Genomic DNA, 17,679 nt, shown 5'->3' with positions numbered 1-17,679 from the left:
GATTGCCGAAGCAACACCACCTCAACGGGATTGCCGAAGCAACACCACCTCGACGGGATTGCCTGATTCCGCACAGAAAACCGCTGTTTCCCTTTTTGAATTAATTCTTGCTCACCGAGCTCGGCAAAAGACATGGCCGAGTCTCGGTGTCGGCTTGCAGCCGAACGCTGCGAATCAATTCACACGGGGCGGTTCTCTTGAATGTGCGAAACAGGCAAATCCGCTGTCGAGGTGGCTGGGATGATCACGCGAATCTGGGCTTTGCGTGAGTTTCGCGGCTCAACATCAAACTGACAATTGATGTGCCTACCCACACCGCCAGCACCAGCATGCACACGGTCATGCCGGCTTTTGAGTAGGCGCCGGTGATGTTTTCTGCAGCCGCATAGTGGTCAAGAATTGCACCCAGCACGGGTTGCTGCACCAGTGGGCCGACCATCACACCCAGGTTCACAATACCCACTGCGGTTGCGCCCAAATGGTGCGGTACGGACTCTTTGACGTAACCGAAGCTCAGCACCATGGAGCCACCACCAAAGGCCGTGGCCCAAAGTAAAACGGAAACAAGTGCAATCGGAAGTTCAGGTTGAATACCCAGAACAATGAAGCCGCTGATGGAAAAAATTGCACCCAAAAAATAGGGCAACTTGCGTTGTTTGAGTTTGTCGGAAAGTGCTCCAAAAAACAGGCTACCGGCGGCAAACGCGATCAGCATGCCGGTGATGATCAGTGAGGCCTCTTTCACGCTGAGCCCATGCCAGGTGGTCAGGTAGGGCACGCCCCACAGGCCGGTGAACGTAAGAATGGCGCCGCACACGCCACTGGGAATCCAGAAAATCAACCACACGGCGGGAAAGCGAAGTGTGTGGCCCAAGGCGGTGAGCAAAGGCAAGGTGACTTCATGCGCGGGGCGTTTGGCGACGTGGTTTTTGTAGCCGCGTTGTGAGGGCATGTCGCGTACGTAAATCCAGATGAGTAAGCCCAGAACCACCGCAATAATTCCGCTGGCACCCATCACCATGCGCCAGCCAAACAAATCAGAAAGCGCACGCAAGGGCACGCCGGCCAGTACCGCACCCATGGTGCCCACGGCCAGGCTAACGCCCGACATGCTGGCAAAACGCGCTGGCGAAAACCACTGGGCCACCAACATCAGCATGGAAACCCAAGCCACTGCAACTGAACCACCGACCAGGCCACGACCCACTGCGGCCCAACCCAGAGTGGGCGCAAAGCCGAACATCAGCGCGCCAACACCGCCGAGTATGCAGCCCGCAGTCAAAATTTTGCGGGGACCGATTCGATCGACCAGCAGGCCGACGGGTATTTGCATGGCGGCGTAAAAGTAGAAGTAAAACGCAGACAGGTTCCCCAGCGCTGCGCGGCTGAGGTCAAATGTGGTGCTAAGTTCTTCGGTAAGTACGCCGGGTGTAACGCGCTGGAAAAAACCGAACAGGTAAAAAGCAGCAGCCAGGCCCCAGATAATGAACGACATCCGCAGGGGCGGCGGGGAAAGGTGATTGGGTGACATGGTTTTGTTCTTGTGGTGACTTCAAGCAGTGTCGCATGTGGGCGCGCTTGTGCCACTTGGGTGTAACCCGAGGGGTTCTTTGCTCAACTCGTCGTGGTTGCCAAGTTGTCACCACCTCGTCGGGGTTGCTCGATTCCGCACAGAAAACCGCTTAGTCCCTTTTTGAAGCAAGGCATTCAATTCACCCAAGCCCGACAAAACAGATGGTCGGGTCTTGGGTGTCGCCATTTGGCGAGCATTGAAGCCTTGGTTCAAACGGGGCGGTTTTCTTTAAGTGCTGAACAAGCAATCCCACTGCCGAGTTGGCTCAAACCCGCAGAGTGCGCACATCTGCTAGTTCGGTTCCTAGGTCTCCCGAGCAGCGTTTCTCCACTACAACGCGACTCACGGCTGATTTCATCGCCCAATCGGCGGCGGTGTTTCGATCGCCTCGCCTTCAAGAAAACCTGCCCGTTTGAATTCATCCGCCACGGTCGGCCGCAGGCCGGCACCGAGACTCGGCCCGCTCTTTTGCCGAGCGAGGTGAGTCAGGGTGAATCTCAAAAAGGGACAATCAGGTTTTCTGGCGAGAGATCGGAACCCAAGCCAATTGGGCGATTAAGAAAGCTGCGAGAGAGCTGAACCCAAGCCGATTAAACCAGCACCGTGTTGTTCCACGCCGCCATGGCCAGCGCCGCGCGCTGCTCAACCACCTTGGCTACATTGGCCACCCCGTCCAGCCCCGCAGTCAGCCATGTGCCGCCCACCGCTTGCACGGCCTTGATTTCACGCCACTGCGGCAGGTTTTCAAGTGTTACGCCACCTGTGGGCACAACGCGTGCCGCGGCCAATGGCGCTGTAATGCCAGCAAGGGCTTTGGGGCCACCAGCCGCCATGGCCGGGAAAAATTTCAGCAATTCAAACCCCAGTTCAAGCCCACGCATCATTTCCGATGCAGTGGCCACACCCGGCACCCAGGCATATCCCTTGTTCAAGGCATGCTCGGCCAGCACTTCCGTTAGGCCAGGCGAAATGAACAGCGTTGCCCCCAGGTCAGCGGCTCGATCAAACTGCGCTGGTGTCAGCACCGTGCCGGCAGACACATTCATGTCGGGAAAGCGTTTGGCTATTTCACCCAAGGCTTGCAGCGCCTCGGGGGTGCGCAGCGTAATTTCAATTTGTGTAATACCGCCCGCACACAAGCCTTCGGCGATTTCCAAACCCTGTTTTACATTGGGAATCACCACCACCGGCAAAACACCTTGTTGTAACCAGTTGCGGGTGCGTTCGGCTCGAGTGTCGGGGGAGGGTTGCGTGTTCATGGCTTGTCCTTGTTTCATTGGGGGAACAGGTTGCTTGCGCCTTCCTCGGCACTGCTCACTGTGTTTCTCCACACCTGGAAATATCCGCGGCCGTGGCTGACTGCTTGCGCGGGTGTGGGCATGGGTTCGCGCAGGCTCAAATCGGCCGTGGTGTGCAGCACGCCTTCATTCGCATCCACCCGTACCACATCGCCATCGCGAAGTCGTGAAATAGGGCCGTCGGCTTTGGCTTCCGGGCACACATGAATGGCCGACAACACCTTGCCAGAAGCGCCGCTCATTCGGCCATCGGTCACCAAGGCAACGGGCAGGCCTTGGTCTTGCAGAATACCAAGAATGGGCGTGAGCTTGTGCAGCTCGGGCATGCCGTTGGCACGCGGGCCTTGGTGGGCCAGTACAACCACCACGGCCTCGGTCAGTTCGCCGTTGTTGAACGCATCAATCACTTGGTGTTGGTCGGTGAACACGCGGCAAGGCGCCTCTACAAATCGGTGTTCCTGTTTCACAGCCGATACCTTGCATACACCGCGACCCAGGTTACCTTTCATCAGGCGAATGCCGCCGTCGGGCTGGAAGGGGTTGGTGTAGGGGCGCAGCACATCAAGGTTGCGCGATGCGCCGGGTGTGCGTGTTGAAAAGGTTTCTGCCGTGGGCAGCACTTCAGCGAGCGTGTTGGCCATGGTGGTGCCCCACACGGTGGGGGCTTCACCGTCTACAAAGCCGCCGTCAATCAGTGTGGCCAGCAAGCCGGCAGTGCCGCCTGCAGCCTGAAATGCATTGACATCTTCGGTGCCGTTGGGGTACACGCGGGTAAGCAGGGGGGTGACGCTGGAAATGGTTTCAAGGTCGGTCCAGTCGATCAAATAGCCTGCCGCGCGGGCCACGCTCACCCAGTGAATGGTGTGGTTGGTTGAACCACCCGAGGCCATCAGGCCGACCAGTGCGTTCATCAGGCAGCGGGAATCAACCAGTGTGCCCAACTTCAAGGCAGGGTTGCGCGTGGCGCTTTCAAGCGCGCGCACGCTTTCACCGATCAGCGCCTTGCGCTGTGGGCTGCTGGGTAGTTCGAACGCGCCGCCCGGAAACTGCAAGCCCATGAAATCGAGCATCAGCTGATTGGAATTGGCCGTGCCGTAAAACGTGCAGGTACCCGGGCTGTGGTAAGCCTTTTCCTCGGACTGCAGCAGGTCTTCGCGCGTGGCCTTGCCTTGCGCGGCCAATTGTCGGGTTTTGGCTTTCTCGGAATTGGACAGACCTGTTTCCATGGGCCCGGCGGGGATAAATACAAAGGGCAGGTGGCCAAAGCCCAACGCGCCAATCAACAAACCAGGTGCAATTTTGTCGCAAACGCCCAGCAAAATAGCGCCGTCGAATACATCGTGTGAAAGACCGACACAGGCGGAAAGTGCAATGACATCGCGTGAAAAAAGCGACAGTTCCATGCCTTCCCGACCTTGGGTTACACCATCGCACATGGCCGGTGTACCGCCTGCCACTTGGGTGGTGGCACCCAGTGCGCGCGCGTGTTGTGAAATTAATTCAGGGTAAACCGCAAATGGCTGATGGGCCGACAACATGTCATTGTATGCAGTCACAATGCCCAAGTGCGGTGACTTGTGTAATGAGATAACACGCTTGGTACTGCTTGGGTAAATTGCGGTGGTGTGGGCCAGGTTGGCACAACCCACAGCAGTGCGGTTTTGTGGGCCATGTGGCAGGCTATTCAAGTAGGCTGCGCGCGTGGCTTTGGAACGTTGTTCAATGCGTTCGCGAAGCGCCTGCAATGTGGGGTTCAAAGTAGTTGCCATGGCGCAAACCTCGAGAAGATAACTTGTGAATGTGCAGTGTTTGTAACATAATTACAAAAAACTAGCAATTAATGTAACTAACTTGATCAACTGATCTGGAACCTAAAATGACCGACAATTCCCCCTTGCCCGTTGGCGCTTTCACCTTTGTGTTGCATGGGGCAGGCGGCGATTTGGCCAAGCGTAAAATTATTCCCGCACTGGGACACTTGGCAAAATCGGGATACTTTTCTGCGGAATCCAGAATCATTTTTGCACAACGCGAAGCCCTGAGCCCTGAAGAGGCTTTGGCTCAAGTCGATTCGTTTCTGAAAGCTGCGGGCGATGAAGCAGCACGGGAATCGATTCCGGCTTTGCTGCCGTATCTGCACACCTTGCAAGTGGTGCTGGGCACGCCCGAATCGTGCAGAGCCATGGCCAATGCAGTGACCGGCAGCCCCGAACCTGTGGTGCATTACGCTGCCCTGCCTTCTTCGCGATTCATTGATTTGATCAATTGCATTCCTACCGTGCGGGATCCGTCCAGGCTTCGCTTGGTTCTAGAAAAACCCTTGGGTTTCAATGCCAAAGAATCAGCACTGATTGAAGAAGCCGTGGCCGCCAAACTGGATGAATCACAGGTTTATCGAATCGATCATTACCTGGGCAAACAGGCGGTACAGAATTTGTTGGCACTGCGTTTGGGCAATCGGATTTTCGAACCATTGTTGACCCGCGAACATGTGGCCCATGTACAAATTACCGTGGCTGAAGACCTGGGTGTGGAAGACCGCGCCGGTTTTTACGAACATGCCGGTGCGCTGCGCGACATGGTTCAAAGCCACATGCTGCAGTTGCTGGCCACGGTGGCCATGGAACCACCAGTCAGCCTGGAAGCAAATTCCCTGCGCGATGAAAAGCTGAAGGTGTTGCGATCACTGAAAGTGCCGCAGGTCACCGGAATTCCGGAAATTGTGGTGGGCCAGTATGGCGAGGGCTATGTGAAAGGCCAGCCTGTGCCCAAGTACCGCGACGAGAAAGGAGTGGCTGCAAATTCCACCACCGAAACCTATGTGTCGTTTCGCACCGAAGTGCAAACCTGGCGCTGGGCAGGCGTGCCGTTTTTAGTGCGAACCGGCAAACGGATGCCGCGCCGCTTCGCGGAAATCGTGATTCAGTTTCGCGATGTGCCCAAGCCTTTGTTCGAACCCGTGGGTGGCCAGTGGGTGGGTAACCAGTTGGTGATTCACCTGCAACCCGAGGACAAACTTGAACTGAAGTTGCTCGCAAAAACGCCGGGTGAACGTGAACGCTTGAAGCCGGTGTCACTGGACCTTGATTTTTTCAACACCTGGCGCATTCCTGTGCGCGATGCTTACGAGCGTTTGATCACCGATATTTTGCGTGGTCGCTTGGGCTTGTTTTTGCGCCGGGATGAGGTACAAACACAGTGGCAATTTGTCGACCGCATTTTGAATGACTTGAAAAGCCACAGCATGGAACCTGTGCCTTACACCAGCGGCACGTATGGCCCCTCAGCGGCCACTGCCATGGCGATGCGGGCCGGTGCAATTTGGTCAGAGGATGGATTGTGAACAAGCAATTAAACGATGAAGAAAAAGACTCTCAACTGCGCGACGACATTCGCCTGCTGGGCGCCTTGTTGGGCGAAATAATTGCCGAGCAACAGGGCTTGCCCGTGTTTGCGGCCATTGAAGAAGTGCGCCAGTTGTCGGTGCAGTACCGCCGGTTTGATGACAATGCAGCGCGCACCAAACTGGAAGCGCGACTTGAGGCCTTGACTCAAGATGAAACCATTTCGCTGATTCGCTCATTCTCGATTTTCTCAATGTTGAGCAACATTGCCGAGGACTGCCATTTGATTCGCCGCAACCGCCAGCATGAGTTGGCCGGAATGCCCGCGCGTGAGGCCAGCCTGGATTACACGATTGCCGAGTTGAGCCGTGTCGGCGTGAATCGCGACGCTGTGCTTGCGCGTTTGAAGAAAACCGAATCGGTGCCGGTGTTGACTGCGCACCCCACCGAGGTACAGCGCAAGAGTGTGCTGGATGCACAGCAAAGCATCATTGCGTTGATTCGCCACCGCGATGAAATTCAATTGACGCTTGAGGAGGCCAATGCCTGGCGTGATGAGCTGAAAGCAGCTGTACAGCGCCTGTTTCAAACCCGCCTGCTGCGCCGAAACAAGTTGAGTGTCATAGACGAGGTGAATAACGCACTGGCCTATTTCGATTCCACTTTTTTTGCCCAGGTGCCGCAGGTGTACCGCAAGTTGCAAAGCCTGTTGAGCTTGCCCAGTACCGATAACTTTTTGCCGGTGAACGAAGACCCGCTGGGCAAGGTGCTGACCGTGGGCTCGTGGATTGGTGGCGACCGCGATGGCAACCCGTTTGTGACTGCGCAGGTGCTGGACACGACTTTGAAAATTCAAAGCAGTAAAGTGCTGGAGCATTACCTGGCCGAGGTGAATTGCCTGATACGCGAATTTAGCGTTACAGATTATTTCTTGAAGCCCAACCCGCCATTAACGGATTTGGCCAATACATCGGGCGAAGACTCAGCCCACCGCATGGACGAAACCTTGCGCCGTGCCTGCGTGGCGATCCGCAACCGGCTTCAAGCCACTTTGCAACAAGCAGTCCAAGGTGAGTGCACGGCCCAGGCCTATTCAAGCCCTGCCGGTTTGCTGTCCGATTTGAATACCCTGTTCAGCGCACTGAGCGAGAACGGCATGCAGCGGATTGCCGAAGGGCGACTGGCTCTGTTGGCCCGCAAAGTGAAGGTATTTGGTTTCTCGCTGATGGCGCTCGATTTGCGTCAGAACAGCGATGTGTTCGAAGCGGTGGTGGCCGACCTGCTTAAGCAATCCACCTTGGGGAAAACCGATTATTTGGCCAGCAGCGAGGCTGAGCGCGTGGCTTTGTTGTGTGCCGAGTTGCGCACCCCCCGTTTGTTGTTCAGCGATTCTTTGCAGTACAGCGAACGCACGCATTCTGAAATGGCAATTTTCAGAAAAGCCAAATTGGCGCATCAGGTGCTGGGTGTGTCGGCCATTCAAAACTGCATTATTTCCAAAACAGCGTCGGTAAGTGATTTGCTTGAGCTGGCGGTGTTGTTGAAAGAAGCCCATTTACTCAATGTGGCCACAGGTGAATTGGCGGTGAACATTGTGCCGCTGTTTGAAACCATTGAAGACCTGCAGGCTGCCCCTGCAATCATGGCGACACTGTTTGACATTGCCGAGTACCGAGCTTTGGTGGCCTCTCGCGGGCATGTGCAGGAGGTGATGCTGGGCTACTCAGACAGCAACAAGGACGGTGGTTTTGTCACTTCCGGTTGGAGCCTGTACCAGGCCGAAATTGGTTTGGTGGATGTGTTTGCAAAACACGGTATTAAAATTCGCCTGTTCCACGGCCGGGGTGGTTCTGTGGGTCGTGGTGGCGGTTCCAGTTACCACGCCATTTTGGGTCAGCCACCGGGTGCGGTCGACGGCCGAATTCGCCTGACCGAACAAGGCGAAGTGATCGCCGCCAAGTACGGCATTGAATCGCTGGGCAGGCGCAACCTGGAGGTGTTGGTGTCTGCAAACCTGATGGTTTCCGAGCACACCGAACTGACCCGTGAAGTGCCAAGCAAGTACCTGGAACTGATGGCGAAGTTGTCGAACCATGCCTTCAATGCCTATCGTGATTTGGTGTACAACACCGATGGTTTTCTGGAGTACTTCAAACAGTCTACGGTGATATCCGAGATTGCCAGTTTGAACATTGGCAGCCGCCCTGCTTCACGCAAAGCCAATTGGACCATTGAAGATTTACGTGCCATTCCATGGGTGTTCAGTTGGGCGCAAAGCCGTGTCATGCTGCCAGGCTGGTATGGTTTTGGCATAGCGGTGGCTACGTTGCGCAGCAGTTTGACTGAAGCGGAATTGCTTGACCTGCAAGCCATGGCCAAACAATGGCCATTCTTCAACACCATGCTGTCTACATTGAACATGGTGCTGGCCAAGGCCGACATGGCCATTGCATCGCGTTACGCAGCCATGGTGGAAGATGCTGAATTGCGCGAGAAAGTATTTGGCCGCATTGCCGCAGAACACGCCCGCGCCGTGGAGGGATTGTTGTGGCTGACCGGGCAGGAAGAACTGCTTTCCGATAACCCCTTGCTGAAACGTTCCATTGAAGCGCGTTTCCCGTATGTTGACCCGCTGAACCATGTGCAGGTGGAGTTGCTGCGCAGGCACCGCCAGGGCGAACTGGATGAACGCGTGGCCCGTGGCGTGCATTTGTCGATCAACGGCATTGCCACCGGCTTGAGAAACAGCGGTTGAGTCGGCAGATACAGTTGAGGAGTTGATTTTGGACACCCTACAAATTACCAACTGGAACGAATTCGTTGCCTTGACTTCTGAGTGCGATGGTTGGGCTTTTCGGGGTTTGCAGGATGCGGACTGGTCTTTGCTAAGTTCTTTGTCCCGCTACTTGCACAACTATGTGCCCGACAAAGCCACCTGGCGTTCACGGGAAGAGCGCGCCTTCCGGATTTTCCGTCGCAAAGCGCACAATTATTTGCCCGATGCCAGCGTGCTGGATGACGATGTTCGATGCCTTGCACTGATGCAGCATCACGGTGCGCCTACGCGCATGCTCGATTTCACCAAATCGCCTTTCGTCGCTGCATTTTTTGCGCTGGAAAGGGCGGTTAAAAATTCGGCGGTATTTGCGCTGGACACGCCCCGTTTGTGGATGGCCACACCCAGCAACAATGCCACCCTGCACCGTGACATGATTGATCCGCGAATTCAGGGTAATTTTGAGCGTTATTTTGCATCGAACACCAACGACATCATGTGGGTGGGTGAGCCCGATCGAATGGACGGGCGATTGGTGGCGCAGTCGGGTACTTTCGTGGTGCCCGGTGTGCTGGACAAGCCGATCGACGAAATCATTCAGCACTATGAGACGGGCCCTGCGATGATTCGCAAATTTGTTCTGCCCGCCAGCCTTCGCAAGGAAGCCATGTTGGCGCTTTACCGAATGAACATCACCCACGCCACGCTGTTCCCAGACCTGGACGGACTGTCGCGGTCAATTGCCTATGAACTTGAAATAACCTGGCCTGGGCACGCCATGGCGGTAAAAAAAGCGGAGTGAAATCAGCTACGGCTTTCCTGGCGATATTCTTCGAGCTTGTTGCCCCGGTACACCTGCTTGAAGAAAATAGGTGTCAGGAAGGTAGTGACTATGCCCATCAATACCAGGGTTGAGAACATGGTGGGGCCGATAAAGCCGTTTTGGTAGGCAATGCCAGCCACAACCAGTTCCATCACGCCACGGCCGTTAAGCACAGCCCCCAGGCCCAGTGATTCCCGGTGGTCCATGCCCACCATTAAACCACCCAACCAGCCTGCAAACAGTTTGGTGACAATTGACACCACAATAACCACCAGCGGGAAGTTCCATTCACTTAAGCTGACCAGTTGTAGTTCCAGCCCCAGATACGCGAAAAAGATTGGGCCCAGAAACCCGTTGGTAATCGACCCCAGCGTACCTTGCAGGTCTTTGTAGCGCGAGGCGATGAAGTGTTTTTTGTCGAGAAACAGCGCGCCAAAAAAAGCGCCAATCACAAAGTGAAAGCCAAGGGCCTCGCTGATGGTGCCAAACACCAGCACAAACACAATGACGATGCCAAACAGGGCTTCCGGACCAAATACCTTGATCATCGATTCAGGCAAGGCCTGCACGTTGATGTTCCGTTTTTCAAGCCAGTTCAGTAATTGGTTCAGCCCCACTACCACCATACCCATGGCAATCAGTTTCAGGGTGGCAATGCCAACAGCCGCGCTGGCATCACCTAGAGTCAATGTTTCAGGCAAGTTCAACACAATGCCCAAAATAAACAGGGCAGCTACGTCGTTTACCACCGCGGTGGCCAGCGAAAACCTGGCAATGGGTGTGTGTAAAATTCCAAGACTGTCCATTAACTTCACGGCCACAGGCAGCGCTGTAATTGAAATACACAGGCCCAAAAAGATCATGCGCATGATGTCTTGCTCGAAAGCTGCCGCCACCAACACACCGCCACCGAACGGAATGAAAAAACTGATGGCAGCCAGCATGAGTCCGCGCCCTTTCATGGCGCCCACAATGTCGGAAAAACGCATTTCAAGGCCCGCATTCAGAATAATCAGGAACACGGCCAATTCAGTGACGCCTGCCAAGGCTTTGTTGGGTTCAATCAAGCCGAGAATGGCAGGGCCCAGCAATACCCCGGCCAGAATTTCACCGATCAGCTCGGGCTGGTTGTAGCGTGCAAACAGGCGGCCGAACAAGCGGGCAACCACAATGAGCAATAGCAAGCTGGACAGCAGGGACATGGGGAAATTTACAAAAGGAAGGCGATTGAGTTTACCACCGGCAGGCCTAGGGTTAACGCTGAGAACTCAATGTGTTCAAATGTGGTGTTTGAATTACTTGAAGTGGCGTGTATGTCCAATTCTGAAAAGCATCTGGAAGAAACCTGTATCACCAGCACACGTGTGTTTGACGGGCATTTGATGAAGGTGCACCAAGACATCGTGAGCCTGCCCAATGGCGAACAGTCGGTGCGCGAGTACACGGTACACCCCGGTGCTGTGGCCATTATCCCGATTCTGGACGATGGCCGCTTTGTGATGGAGCGGCAATTTCGCTACCCCTTACACCGTGTGTTTCTGGAGTTCCCGGCCGGCAAAATTGATCCCGGTGAAGACCCTGCTGCCACAGCGCATAGAGAATTGTTGGAAGAAACCGGTTATGTGGCACAAACGCTTGAATACATCACCACCATTCACCCGGTCATTTCTTATTCCACCGAGAAAATTGAACTGTATGTGGCGCGTGGCTTGACCCTGAAAGAAAGACAGCTGGACCACAATGAATTTCTGGACGTGGTGCTGGTTGAACCTGCCGAGTTGATGCGGCAAATCAAGGCAGGTGAAGTGAGTGATGTGAAAACGATTATCGGGGCGTTTTGGGTGGCACAAACCTGAAGTCGCACAGCGGGTGTTCTTGCGCAATGGTTTGCGTGCGCTGCAGCTGCAAGCCCCATTGGGCAGCCATTTGGTGGTCCAGGCTGCATGCTGCATGGCGGGTTAGTTCCGGTACACCCTGGCTTTTGAAGTAGTTGGCCAGCGGGCAAAGGGTGACATCGAAGACCACTGCATTACTGTCGCGTCGCACAGTTCGTGCAAACGGTTTGGTGAACATCACTGCGAACATCAGGTCGGTGAGCCAGCGTGCGCGAACCAGGACCTTTGCACTGCGCAAGCGCGACAATTTGAACCCCAATTCAATGGGTGGACCAAACACTTGCCAGTTGATGGTTTCAATCAGCAGGCCTGCTTTGGCGGGGGGCATGCCTTGTTCAAGCGCTGCGCGGTACAAGGCCACATCCCATTCCATGTAGCGAATGATCAGGCCCAAGCCCAGCGTGTGTGGTGGGCGTGTGTGTTGAATGCTTTGTTGAATGCATTGCGCAGTTTGCCAAAGTTCGGCAGACACTGCAGGTTTGGCTTGCCTGGCAAAGGCATGGTTTGGAAGGTAAAACAAGAGCGCATTGAACGGGCTCATGGCGATGCTTTAAAACTGAAGGTCGCGCACATACGGGTTGCTTCGGCGTTCCTGGCCAAAGCTTCCCTCTGGCCCGTGGCCTGGAATAAACACGGTGTCGTTGCCCATGGGCCACAAGCGGTTGCGGATGCTGTCGATCAGGGTTTCATGGTCGCCACCGGGAAAGTCGGTTCGGCCCATGCTGCCCACGAATAAAACATCGCCCACAAATGCACGTTTGGCCTCCTCGGAGTGAAACACCACATGGCCCGGCGTGTGGCCAGGGCAGTGGCGCACATTCAGGGTGCAATTGCCAATTTGTACTGTGTCGCCATCGGCCAGCCAGCGGTTGGGTGTGAAAGGTTTACTCAATGGAAAGTTGAACATGCGACTTTGGTCGGCCAGGCGATCAATCCAGAACTGGTCGCCTTCGTGCGGCCCGATGATGGGCAAGTTCAATTTCGCCGCCAGCTCGGCCACGCCACCGGCATGGTCGATGTGCGCATGGGTCAGCCAAATGGCCTGCAGTTCAAGATTGCGGTCCGCGATTGCTTTGGTGAGTTGGTCCAGGTCGCCGCCGGGGTCGATAATTGCGGCCTTGTTGGTTTCACTGCACCACACGATTGAACAATTTTGAGCAAATGGCGTAACGGGAATGGTGTGGTAACGAAGCATGTGGCGTGTGGTTGAATGCGGTGGGGATATAGTAGTGAAATCGTGATGACTAAGAAAGGGGCTCGAATTTTATGGGAACACAGGCGTATCGCAGATTCCTGATTGTGCTGGCTGTGGCTTTTGCAGTGGCCTTTGCCTTGGTATGTATTCCGCCGTTTATCGAGAACCCCGACATTGTGGGCGCATTCGCCGGTGGGTTTGTAAACCCCTATGCGTCAGGTTATGCCATGGACATTTTCTTCACCTGGGCTGTGTTGGCCGTGTGGGTGATGTACGAGGCGAAGGTGAAAGGCATACGCCATGGCTGGGTTGCCTTGCTGCTGGGCGTGGTGCCCGGTGTTGCCACCGGGTTTGCTGTGTACCTTCTGATTCGCTTGAATCAGGAGAAGGCGATTGGCTGAGGCTATACCAGCAGCGGATGATCGGCCATTTCATGATTCACGTCGGCGTGGCCTTGTTCGTCATTTCTCACGGCAATGACCACATCGCGCAACTTCGCGTCAGCGGGTAGTTTGTAATAGTCGATTGCAATTTTTGGTGCAGCAATGTTTTCAATTCGCCCTGCATCAATTTCCGCCAGGTAGTCGGTGTAACTGACCACTGCCTGGTTCTCGAAGTAGCCCACCATGCGGTGCGCAGTTTTCGGGAAGAACACATACAGTATGAAATAGAAGTGCCAAAACACCAGCTGGGCAAACAACACCAACAGCCGCTCGCCCACGCTGGGCTTTGCAATTTCAATGAAAATCATCAAATGCATGCGTTCGTTCTCGGCCTCTTCAAGCAGGGTTCGAATGGTGGGGCCGTAGCCGGTTTTCATTTTCCGCAAGCTTTTCAGGTGAATCCACATGCCAGCCACCATGCCCGGTACACCCGCCACTGTTTCCAGAATGACCGCCCGGTGACCGTAGCGTTTGGCAAAGAAAGTGTCGGCGAACCAGCGAAAAAACATGGTCAGCGACTTGGCGAACTTGTCCGAGAAGTCTTTGGGTGTGGGTTCTTGAGGCATTGTGTCCATGGGCTCTACTTCCTGAGGTGTGTTGACAACTTTTTTGATTATTTTGTAAATCAGTCTACGCTGATTGGGAAGTGTGGGATAGCCCCCGGAATGGCAGGCGGGACCTCATTTTTGCCTTTGACAGAGGAATTTGGATACTGGCAATTTTGAGGGGGGAATTTATGAAGTTGGGCGATAAAGGTAAAAAGTTGATTCAGGATTTTGAGCAGTTTCGAGCCAAACTGTATGACACTGATGGAGCTGGGCATTGCACCGTCGGTTGGGGACACTTGGTTCATCGCGGTCTATGTGATGGAAGAGAGAACGAAAAGCAGTTCGCGAAAGGAATATCCAAATCAAGTGGTGATGAATTATTTTTTCTCGATGTTGGGCATGCTACCTGCATGTATGAAGCGATATGACCGCGCTGGGGGGAAAATATTGTCGGGTCTTACCAGACGCAGACTAAGAGAGGCTGACTTGTTTGAAGGAAAGGTAAATGAATAAGTTGATGTTCAAGCTTGTTTTTCTCGGATTTTTCTCGGTGCCATCTTGGGCCTTCGCAAGCAGCACCGTTGAAGAGGAGTTTTGTACACAGCTCAAAAGTGCAAATGCAGAGATGGAAGGTACGCTGCTTCAGATTAAGCAGAGGAAACGCGACGATTCGGTATTTCTGACAGCACTGAACAATAGTCAAAAACAGTGGGTGCAATACGTGGATGCCGAATCGCTCATGCAGTTTCCCTCACAGCGTTTTATCGACTATGGTTCGGTTTTGCCGATGTGCCAATGCATCACGCGGCTGGGTTTAACTCAGGAACGAATCACCACATTGAAGCAATGGCTTGAACCGGTTGTTGAGGGTGATGTATGCACAGGAAGTAAACGGTGAAAGAGATAGGGAAAAGAATGAAAAACGACTTGATTCACAACCTGACAGAAAGCTTTGAAGGTCATGCCCAGTCAACTGAGAATGGGGTTGAGTATTGGTTAGCCCGAGATGTTCAGCATTTATTGGGTTATAGCAAGTGGGATAACTTTTTAAATGTCATTTCAAAAGCTAAGACTGCTTGTGACGTGTCCGGTCACGATGTCATCAACCATTTTGCCGATGTCAGGAAAATGGTTGAACTTGGCTCAGGAAGCCAGCGTGAGATCAGTGACATCATGTTGACAAGATACGCCTGCTACTTGATTGCTCAGAATGGCGATCCGCAAAAACAGGAAATTGCGTTTGCGCAAACTTACTTTGCAATTCAAACCAGAAAGGCTGAGTTGATAGAGCAAAGACTGTTGGAGGTGGAACGAGTTACCGCACGCAAAAAATTATCTGCAACAGAGAAAGAGTTGTCGGACATTATTTATGAACAAACTGGCGGCAGCGAAAATTTTGCGCTGATACGAAGCAAGGGAGACACCGCGTTGTTTGGTAAAAATACCAAAGCAATGAAAGCCCAATGGAAAGTGCCTGATAATTGCCCACTGGCTGATTTCGCACCCACCATTATTTTGAAGGCAAAAGACTTCGCTACCGAAATTACCATTCATAACGCCCGTGAGCAGGCCATGGGGCATGAACAACAAATCTCGCAAGAACACGTAACCAACAACGAGGCAGTCCGAAAAACTCTTCTCAGTCGGGGTATTCGGCCTGAAAGCTTACCGCCTGCCGAAGATGTGAAGAAAGTAGAACGACGCCTTACCTCTGCTGAGAAGAATGCGATTGAGAATCCTGATGCGCTGGAAGAATAATATGGCAAGTTTTCAAGAAAGCCCCCGCAACACTTCTTGCGCAGCCCGTTCGCCTGCTTGAAGTGCACCTTCGATGTAGCCTGCCCATTGGGTGGCGGTTTCTGTGCCCGCCCAGTGAATCGAACGGTGTGGTGTTCGAATCGAACTGCCGTAATGCGACATTACCCCGGGCGGCGCAAATGCGCCATAACAGCCTTTGGACCATTCCTCTCGAGACCAATCCACATCGATGTAGTCCAAAGGTTTGAGTGCCTGTTCACCGAAATGCGCTGCCAACATCGCGATGACGGTTTCGCGGCGATGCAATGTGTTTGAGTCGCCTGCGTGTATGGCATGGTCGGCCTCGAAAAAACCTGCAATCAAGCCGAGTTCACTATTCGGAGGAGAAACATCAAAACAGGGGGAGGCTGGGCGGTCGTCGCGAACAATGCTGCCGTTGAACCCTTGCTGTCGCCAAAACGGCGTCGGGTAAGCAATCCAGAACTTGATGACGCTGCCCATGCTGAGTCGCGTGTGCAGTGCAGTTTGTGCACTGGGCAAGGGTGGGTTGAAATTGATTTTGTTGGTCAATGTAGGGGGCACTGCGACAATCACTCGCTTTGCCCAAAATTGAGCGGACTGTGTGTTCACCACCGCGATGCCATTGCTTACATCAATCGAATGCACAGGTTCATTCAAGCGCAAGGCTGAACCCAGTTCCTGCGCCATGTTTCTGGCTATTTGGTGCACGCCCCCGTGAAACAACAGGTTTTGTCCTCCCCCGGTGTCCGCAGAAATCATGGATTCCAGCCCACCACCACCTTTCAGGTAGTTCAGGAAGAAGAGCAGTGAAATTTGTGAGGTTTCGGCGCAGAAAAGGGATGCACAAATAACGCGGATCAGCGAACGAAGTCGCTCGGATTGTGTGGCTTCACAAAGCCAGATCTCGACCGAAGTCGAATCGAGTTTCTTTGATTGTGGGCTGCCCCAGGGGTCGACTTCATCCAGAGCAGACAGCAGGTGGTTGATTTTTCGCAGCAGCAGGTAGGCCTGAATTTTCTCCTGAATAGTCAGAAACTCGGTGAAGTCTTCCCCGTTCACCAAGCCTGTTTTTCCTGCCATGGTCAGCACTGATTTGCCTGCAAGGTAGGTGGGGTAGCGCCCCACATTCATGCGGTCTGCCAATTCGGCGAGTCGAACCTGGCTTGGCGCCAGCCACATGCCGCCCAAGTCAATGTCAAGCCTGGCAATTTGGCCGTGCTTTGTGCGCCCGCCAACCCGGTCGCGCGCCTCCAGCACCACGATGTTTTTGCCTTCGCCACGAAGAATGCGTGCTGCATTCAAACCGCTGAAGCCAGCACCGATCACGACCGCATCAAGCGTTGCGTCCACTATTGTTCCTTGAGCAGTTTGCAATGGTTGACCAGCAGGGCGATTCCCAAATTCAGGGTTTTTTTGCAGGCAGACAGATTGTGCGTACTCAGGTACTGAATAATGACGCCGTCCATGATGGCCAGGCCCAGGCGCGCAATTGCTGTGATGTCTGCCTTGGAAATACAGCCGTCGTCGAGCTGGCTTACTGCGTCAACCAGTTGTTTGATATAGCCCTCGTACTGCATTTTGGCGATCTCACGTGATTCAACACGGGCCAATGCAGACAAGGTCAGCTCCATGTGGGCGCGTTGGCGATCGGGGTCGCGCACCGTGTGTTCAAAATACGCTTTCGCCATTTTGGCAATGGCTTCTTCAATGGTGCTGCAGGCTTTTACTGCTTGAGTAATCACATCATGAACGTCGGCTTGCAAAGCCAGGTGCAGGGACATCATGAGTTCGTCTTTTCCGGCAAACGCATAACTGATCGCGGCCGGGTTAATGTTCGCTTCAGCGGCGATGTTGCGAACTGTGGCTTGCTCTATGCCGTCACGGGCGATTACACGAAGCAAGGCCTGTTGAAGATTTTCGCGTTTGTCTTGAAGGGCGACTCGTTGCATGATTCAGAAGTTTGCTGCTATGATCGGCCAAAGATTAAGTTAAACGATCGTTTAAG

General features: G+C 54.0%; 17 protein-coding genes. 8 read left to right on the top strand and 9 right to left on the bottom strand.

Annotated features, from left to right (window positions below; all coding sequences use genetic code 11):
- Nucleotides 1-244: 244 nt before the first annotated feature.
- The 3 genes from LMED105_RS00185 to edd all read right to left on the bottom strand — a co-directional run bounded on the left by LMED105_RS00185 (nucleotide 245) and on the right by edd (nucleotide 4,640).
- Entirely contained in the window at nucleotides 245-1,531 is a 1,287-nt protein-coding gene (locus LMED105_RS00185; protein WP_040511982.1) for an MFS transporter, read from the bottom strand.
- A gap of 632 nt (nucleotides 1,532-2,163) precedes the next feature.
- Entirely contained in the window at nucleotides 2,164-2,832 is a 669-nt protein-coding gene (locus tag LMED105_RS00180; protein WP_198006754.1) for a bifunctional 4-hydroxy-2-oxoglutarate aldolase/2-dehydro-3-deoxy-phosphogluconate aldolase, read from the bottom strand.
- Between the two features lie 14 nt (nucleotides 2,833-2,846).
- On the bottom strand, nucleotides 2,847-4,640 hold the full coding sequence (gene edd / locus LMED105_RS00175; protein ID WP_008246940.1) for a phosphogluconate dehydratase: 1,794 nt from the start codon (nucleotides 4,638-4,640) through the stop codon (nucleotides 2,847-2,849).
- Between the two features lie 107 nt (nucleotides 4,641-4,747).
- On the opposite strand from edd, the gene zwf reads away from it, so the two are divergent.
- The 3 genes from zwf to LMED105_RS00160 are packed head-to-tail and all read left to right on the top strand — an operon-like array spanning nucleotide 4,748 to nucleotide 9,793.
- The gene (gene zwf / locus LMED105_RS00170; RefSeq protein ID WP_008246938.1) at nucleotides 4,748-6,214 is read left to right on the top strand and encodes a glucose-6-phosphate dehydrogenase; all 1,467 of its coding nucleotides are present in this window, start codon (nucleotides 4,748-4,750) and stop codon (nucleotides 6,212-6,214) included.
- Nucleotides 6,211-8,970 (top strand): phosphoenolpyruvate carboxylase, encoded by a 2,760-nt coding sequence (ppc, locus tag LMED105_RS00165; protein ID WP_008246936.1) that lies wholly within the window; start codon nucleotides 6,211-6,213, stop codon nucleotides 8,968-8,970. Before zwf ends, ppc begins: the two co-directional genes overlap by 4 nt.
- Before the next feature lie 28 nt (nucleotides 8,971-8,998).
- A complete protein-coding gene (locus tag LMED105_RS00160; RefSeq protein WP_040512103.1) occupies nucleotides 8,999-9,793 on the top strand; it encodes an FRG domain-containing protein in 795 nt (264 codons plus the stop codon).
- Nucleotides 9,794-9,795: 2 nt separating this feature from the next.
- Here the strand turns inward: LMED105_RS00160 and LMED105_RS00155 are convergent, their stop codons facing one another.
- Complete coding sequence (locus LMED105_RS00155) at nucleotides 9,796-11,016, bottom strand: cation:proton antiporter (RefSeq protein ID WP_008246933.1); 1,221 nt, start codon at nucleotides 11,014-11,016, stop codon at nucleotides 9,796-9,798.
- Nucleotides 11,017-11,127: 111 nt separating this feature from the next.
- On the opposite strand from LMED105_RS00155, the gene LMED105_RS00150 reads away from it, so the two are divergent.
- On the top strand, nucleotides 11,128-11,670 hold the full coding sequence (locus LMED105_RS00150; protein ID WP_040512101.1) for an NUDIX hydrolase: 543 nt from the start codon (nucleotides 11,128-11,130) through the stop codon (nucleotides 11,668-11,670).
- On the opposite strand, the gene LMED105_RS00145 is transcribed toward LMED105_RS00150, so the two are convergent.
- Nucleotides 11,639-12,250 (bottom strand): L-2-amino-thiazoline-4-carboxylic acid hydrolase, encoded by a 612-nt coding sequence (locus LMED105_RS00145; RefSeq protein WP_008246930.1) that lies wholly within the window; start codon nucleotides 12,248-12,250, stop codon nucleotides 11,639-11,641. The genes LMED105_RS00150 and LMED105_RS00145 overlap by 32 nt on opposite strands.
- Before the next feature lie 9 nt (nucleotides 12,251-12,259).
- Complete coding sequence (locus LMED105_RS00140) at nucleotides 12,260-12,904, bottom strand: MBL fold metallo-hydrolase (RefSeq protein ID WP_008246928.1); 645 nt, start codon at nucleotides 12,902-12,904, stop codon at nucleotides 12,260-12,262.
- A gap of 71 nt (nucleotides 12,905-12,975) precedes the next feature.
- Here LMED105_RS00140 and LMED105_RS00135 point away from each other — a divergent pair, with 71 nt between their 5' ends.
- Complete coding sequence (locus LMED105_RS00135) at nucleotides 12,976-13,305, top strand: DUF2834 domain-containing protein (RefSeq protein WP_008246927.1); 330 nt, start codon at nucleotides 12,976-12,978, stop codon at nucleotides 13,303-13,305.
- 2 nt (nucleotides 13,306-13,307) lie between these two features.
- On the opposite strand, the gene LMED105_RS00130 is transcribed toward LMED105_RS00135, so the two are convergent.
- On the bottom strand, nucleotides 13,308-13,922 hold the full coding sequence (locus LMED105_RS00130; protein ID WP_008246926.1) for an alternative oxidase: 615 nt from the start codon (nucleotides 13,920-13,922) through the stop codon (nucleotides 13,308-13,310).
- A gap of 161 nt (nucleotides 13,923-14,083) precedes the next feature.
- On the opposite strand from LMED105_RS00130, the gene LMED105_RS00125 reads away from it, so the two are divergent.
- The 3 genes from LMED105_RS00125 (at nucleotide 14,084) to dinD (ending at nucleotide 15,653) form a co-directional block, all read left to right on the top strand.
- Nucleotides 14,084-14,323, top strand: a complete 240-nt coding sequence (locus LMED105_RS00125) for a hypothetical protein (protein ID WP_156799460.1) — start codon at nucleotides 14,084-14,086, stop codon at nucleotides 14,321-14,323.
- 77 nt (nucleotides 14,324-14,400) lie between these two features.
- Nucleotides 14,401-14,793 (top strand): lysozyme inhibitor LprI family protein, encoded by a 393-nt coding sequence (locus LMED105_RS15935; protein WP_008246924.1) that lies wholly within the window; start codon nucleotides 14,401-14,403, stop codon nucleotides 14,791-14,793.
- Nucleotides 14,794-14,810: 17 nt separating this feature from the next.
- Nucleotides 14,811-15,653 carry a DNA damage-inducible protein D gene (dinD, locus tag LMED105_RS00115; RefSeq protein WP_008246923.1) on the top strand — a complete coding sequence of 281 codons (843 nt, stop codon included), beginning with the start codon at nucleotides 14,811-14,813 and terminating at the stop codon, nucleotides 15,651-15,653.
- A 12-nt stretch (nucleotides 15,654-15,665) separates the two neighbouring features.
- On the opposite strand, the gene LMED105_RS00110 is transcribed toward dinD, so the two are convergent.
- Nucleotides 15,666-17,024, bottom strand: a complete 1,359-nt coding sequence (locus LMED105_RS00110; protein WP_008246922.1) for an FAD-dependent oxidoreductase — start codon at nucleotides 17,022-17,024, stop codon at nucleotides 15,666-15,668.
- Entirely contained in the window at nucleotides 17,024-17,623 is a 600-nt protein-coding gene (locus tag LMED105_RS00105) for a TetR/AcrR family transcriptional regulator (protein ID WP_008246921.1), read from the bottom strand. The genes LMED105_RS00110 and LMED105_RS00105 overlap by 1 nt, the downstream gene beginning before the upstream one ends.
- Nucleotides 17,624-17,679 lie beyond the last annotated feature (56 nt).

Source organism: Limnobacter sp. MED105 (genome assembly GCF_000170915.1).
In the GTDB taxonomy this organism is placed as follows: domain Bacteria; phylum Pseudomonadota; class Gammaproteobacteria; order Burkholderiales; family Burkholderiaceae_B; genus Limnobacter.
Note: the sequence above shows the minus strand (reverse complement) of the source record. Positions and strands in the feature narration are given on the sequence as shown.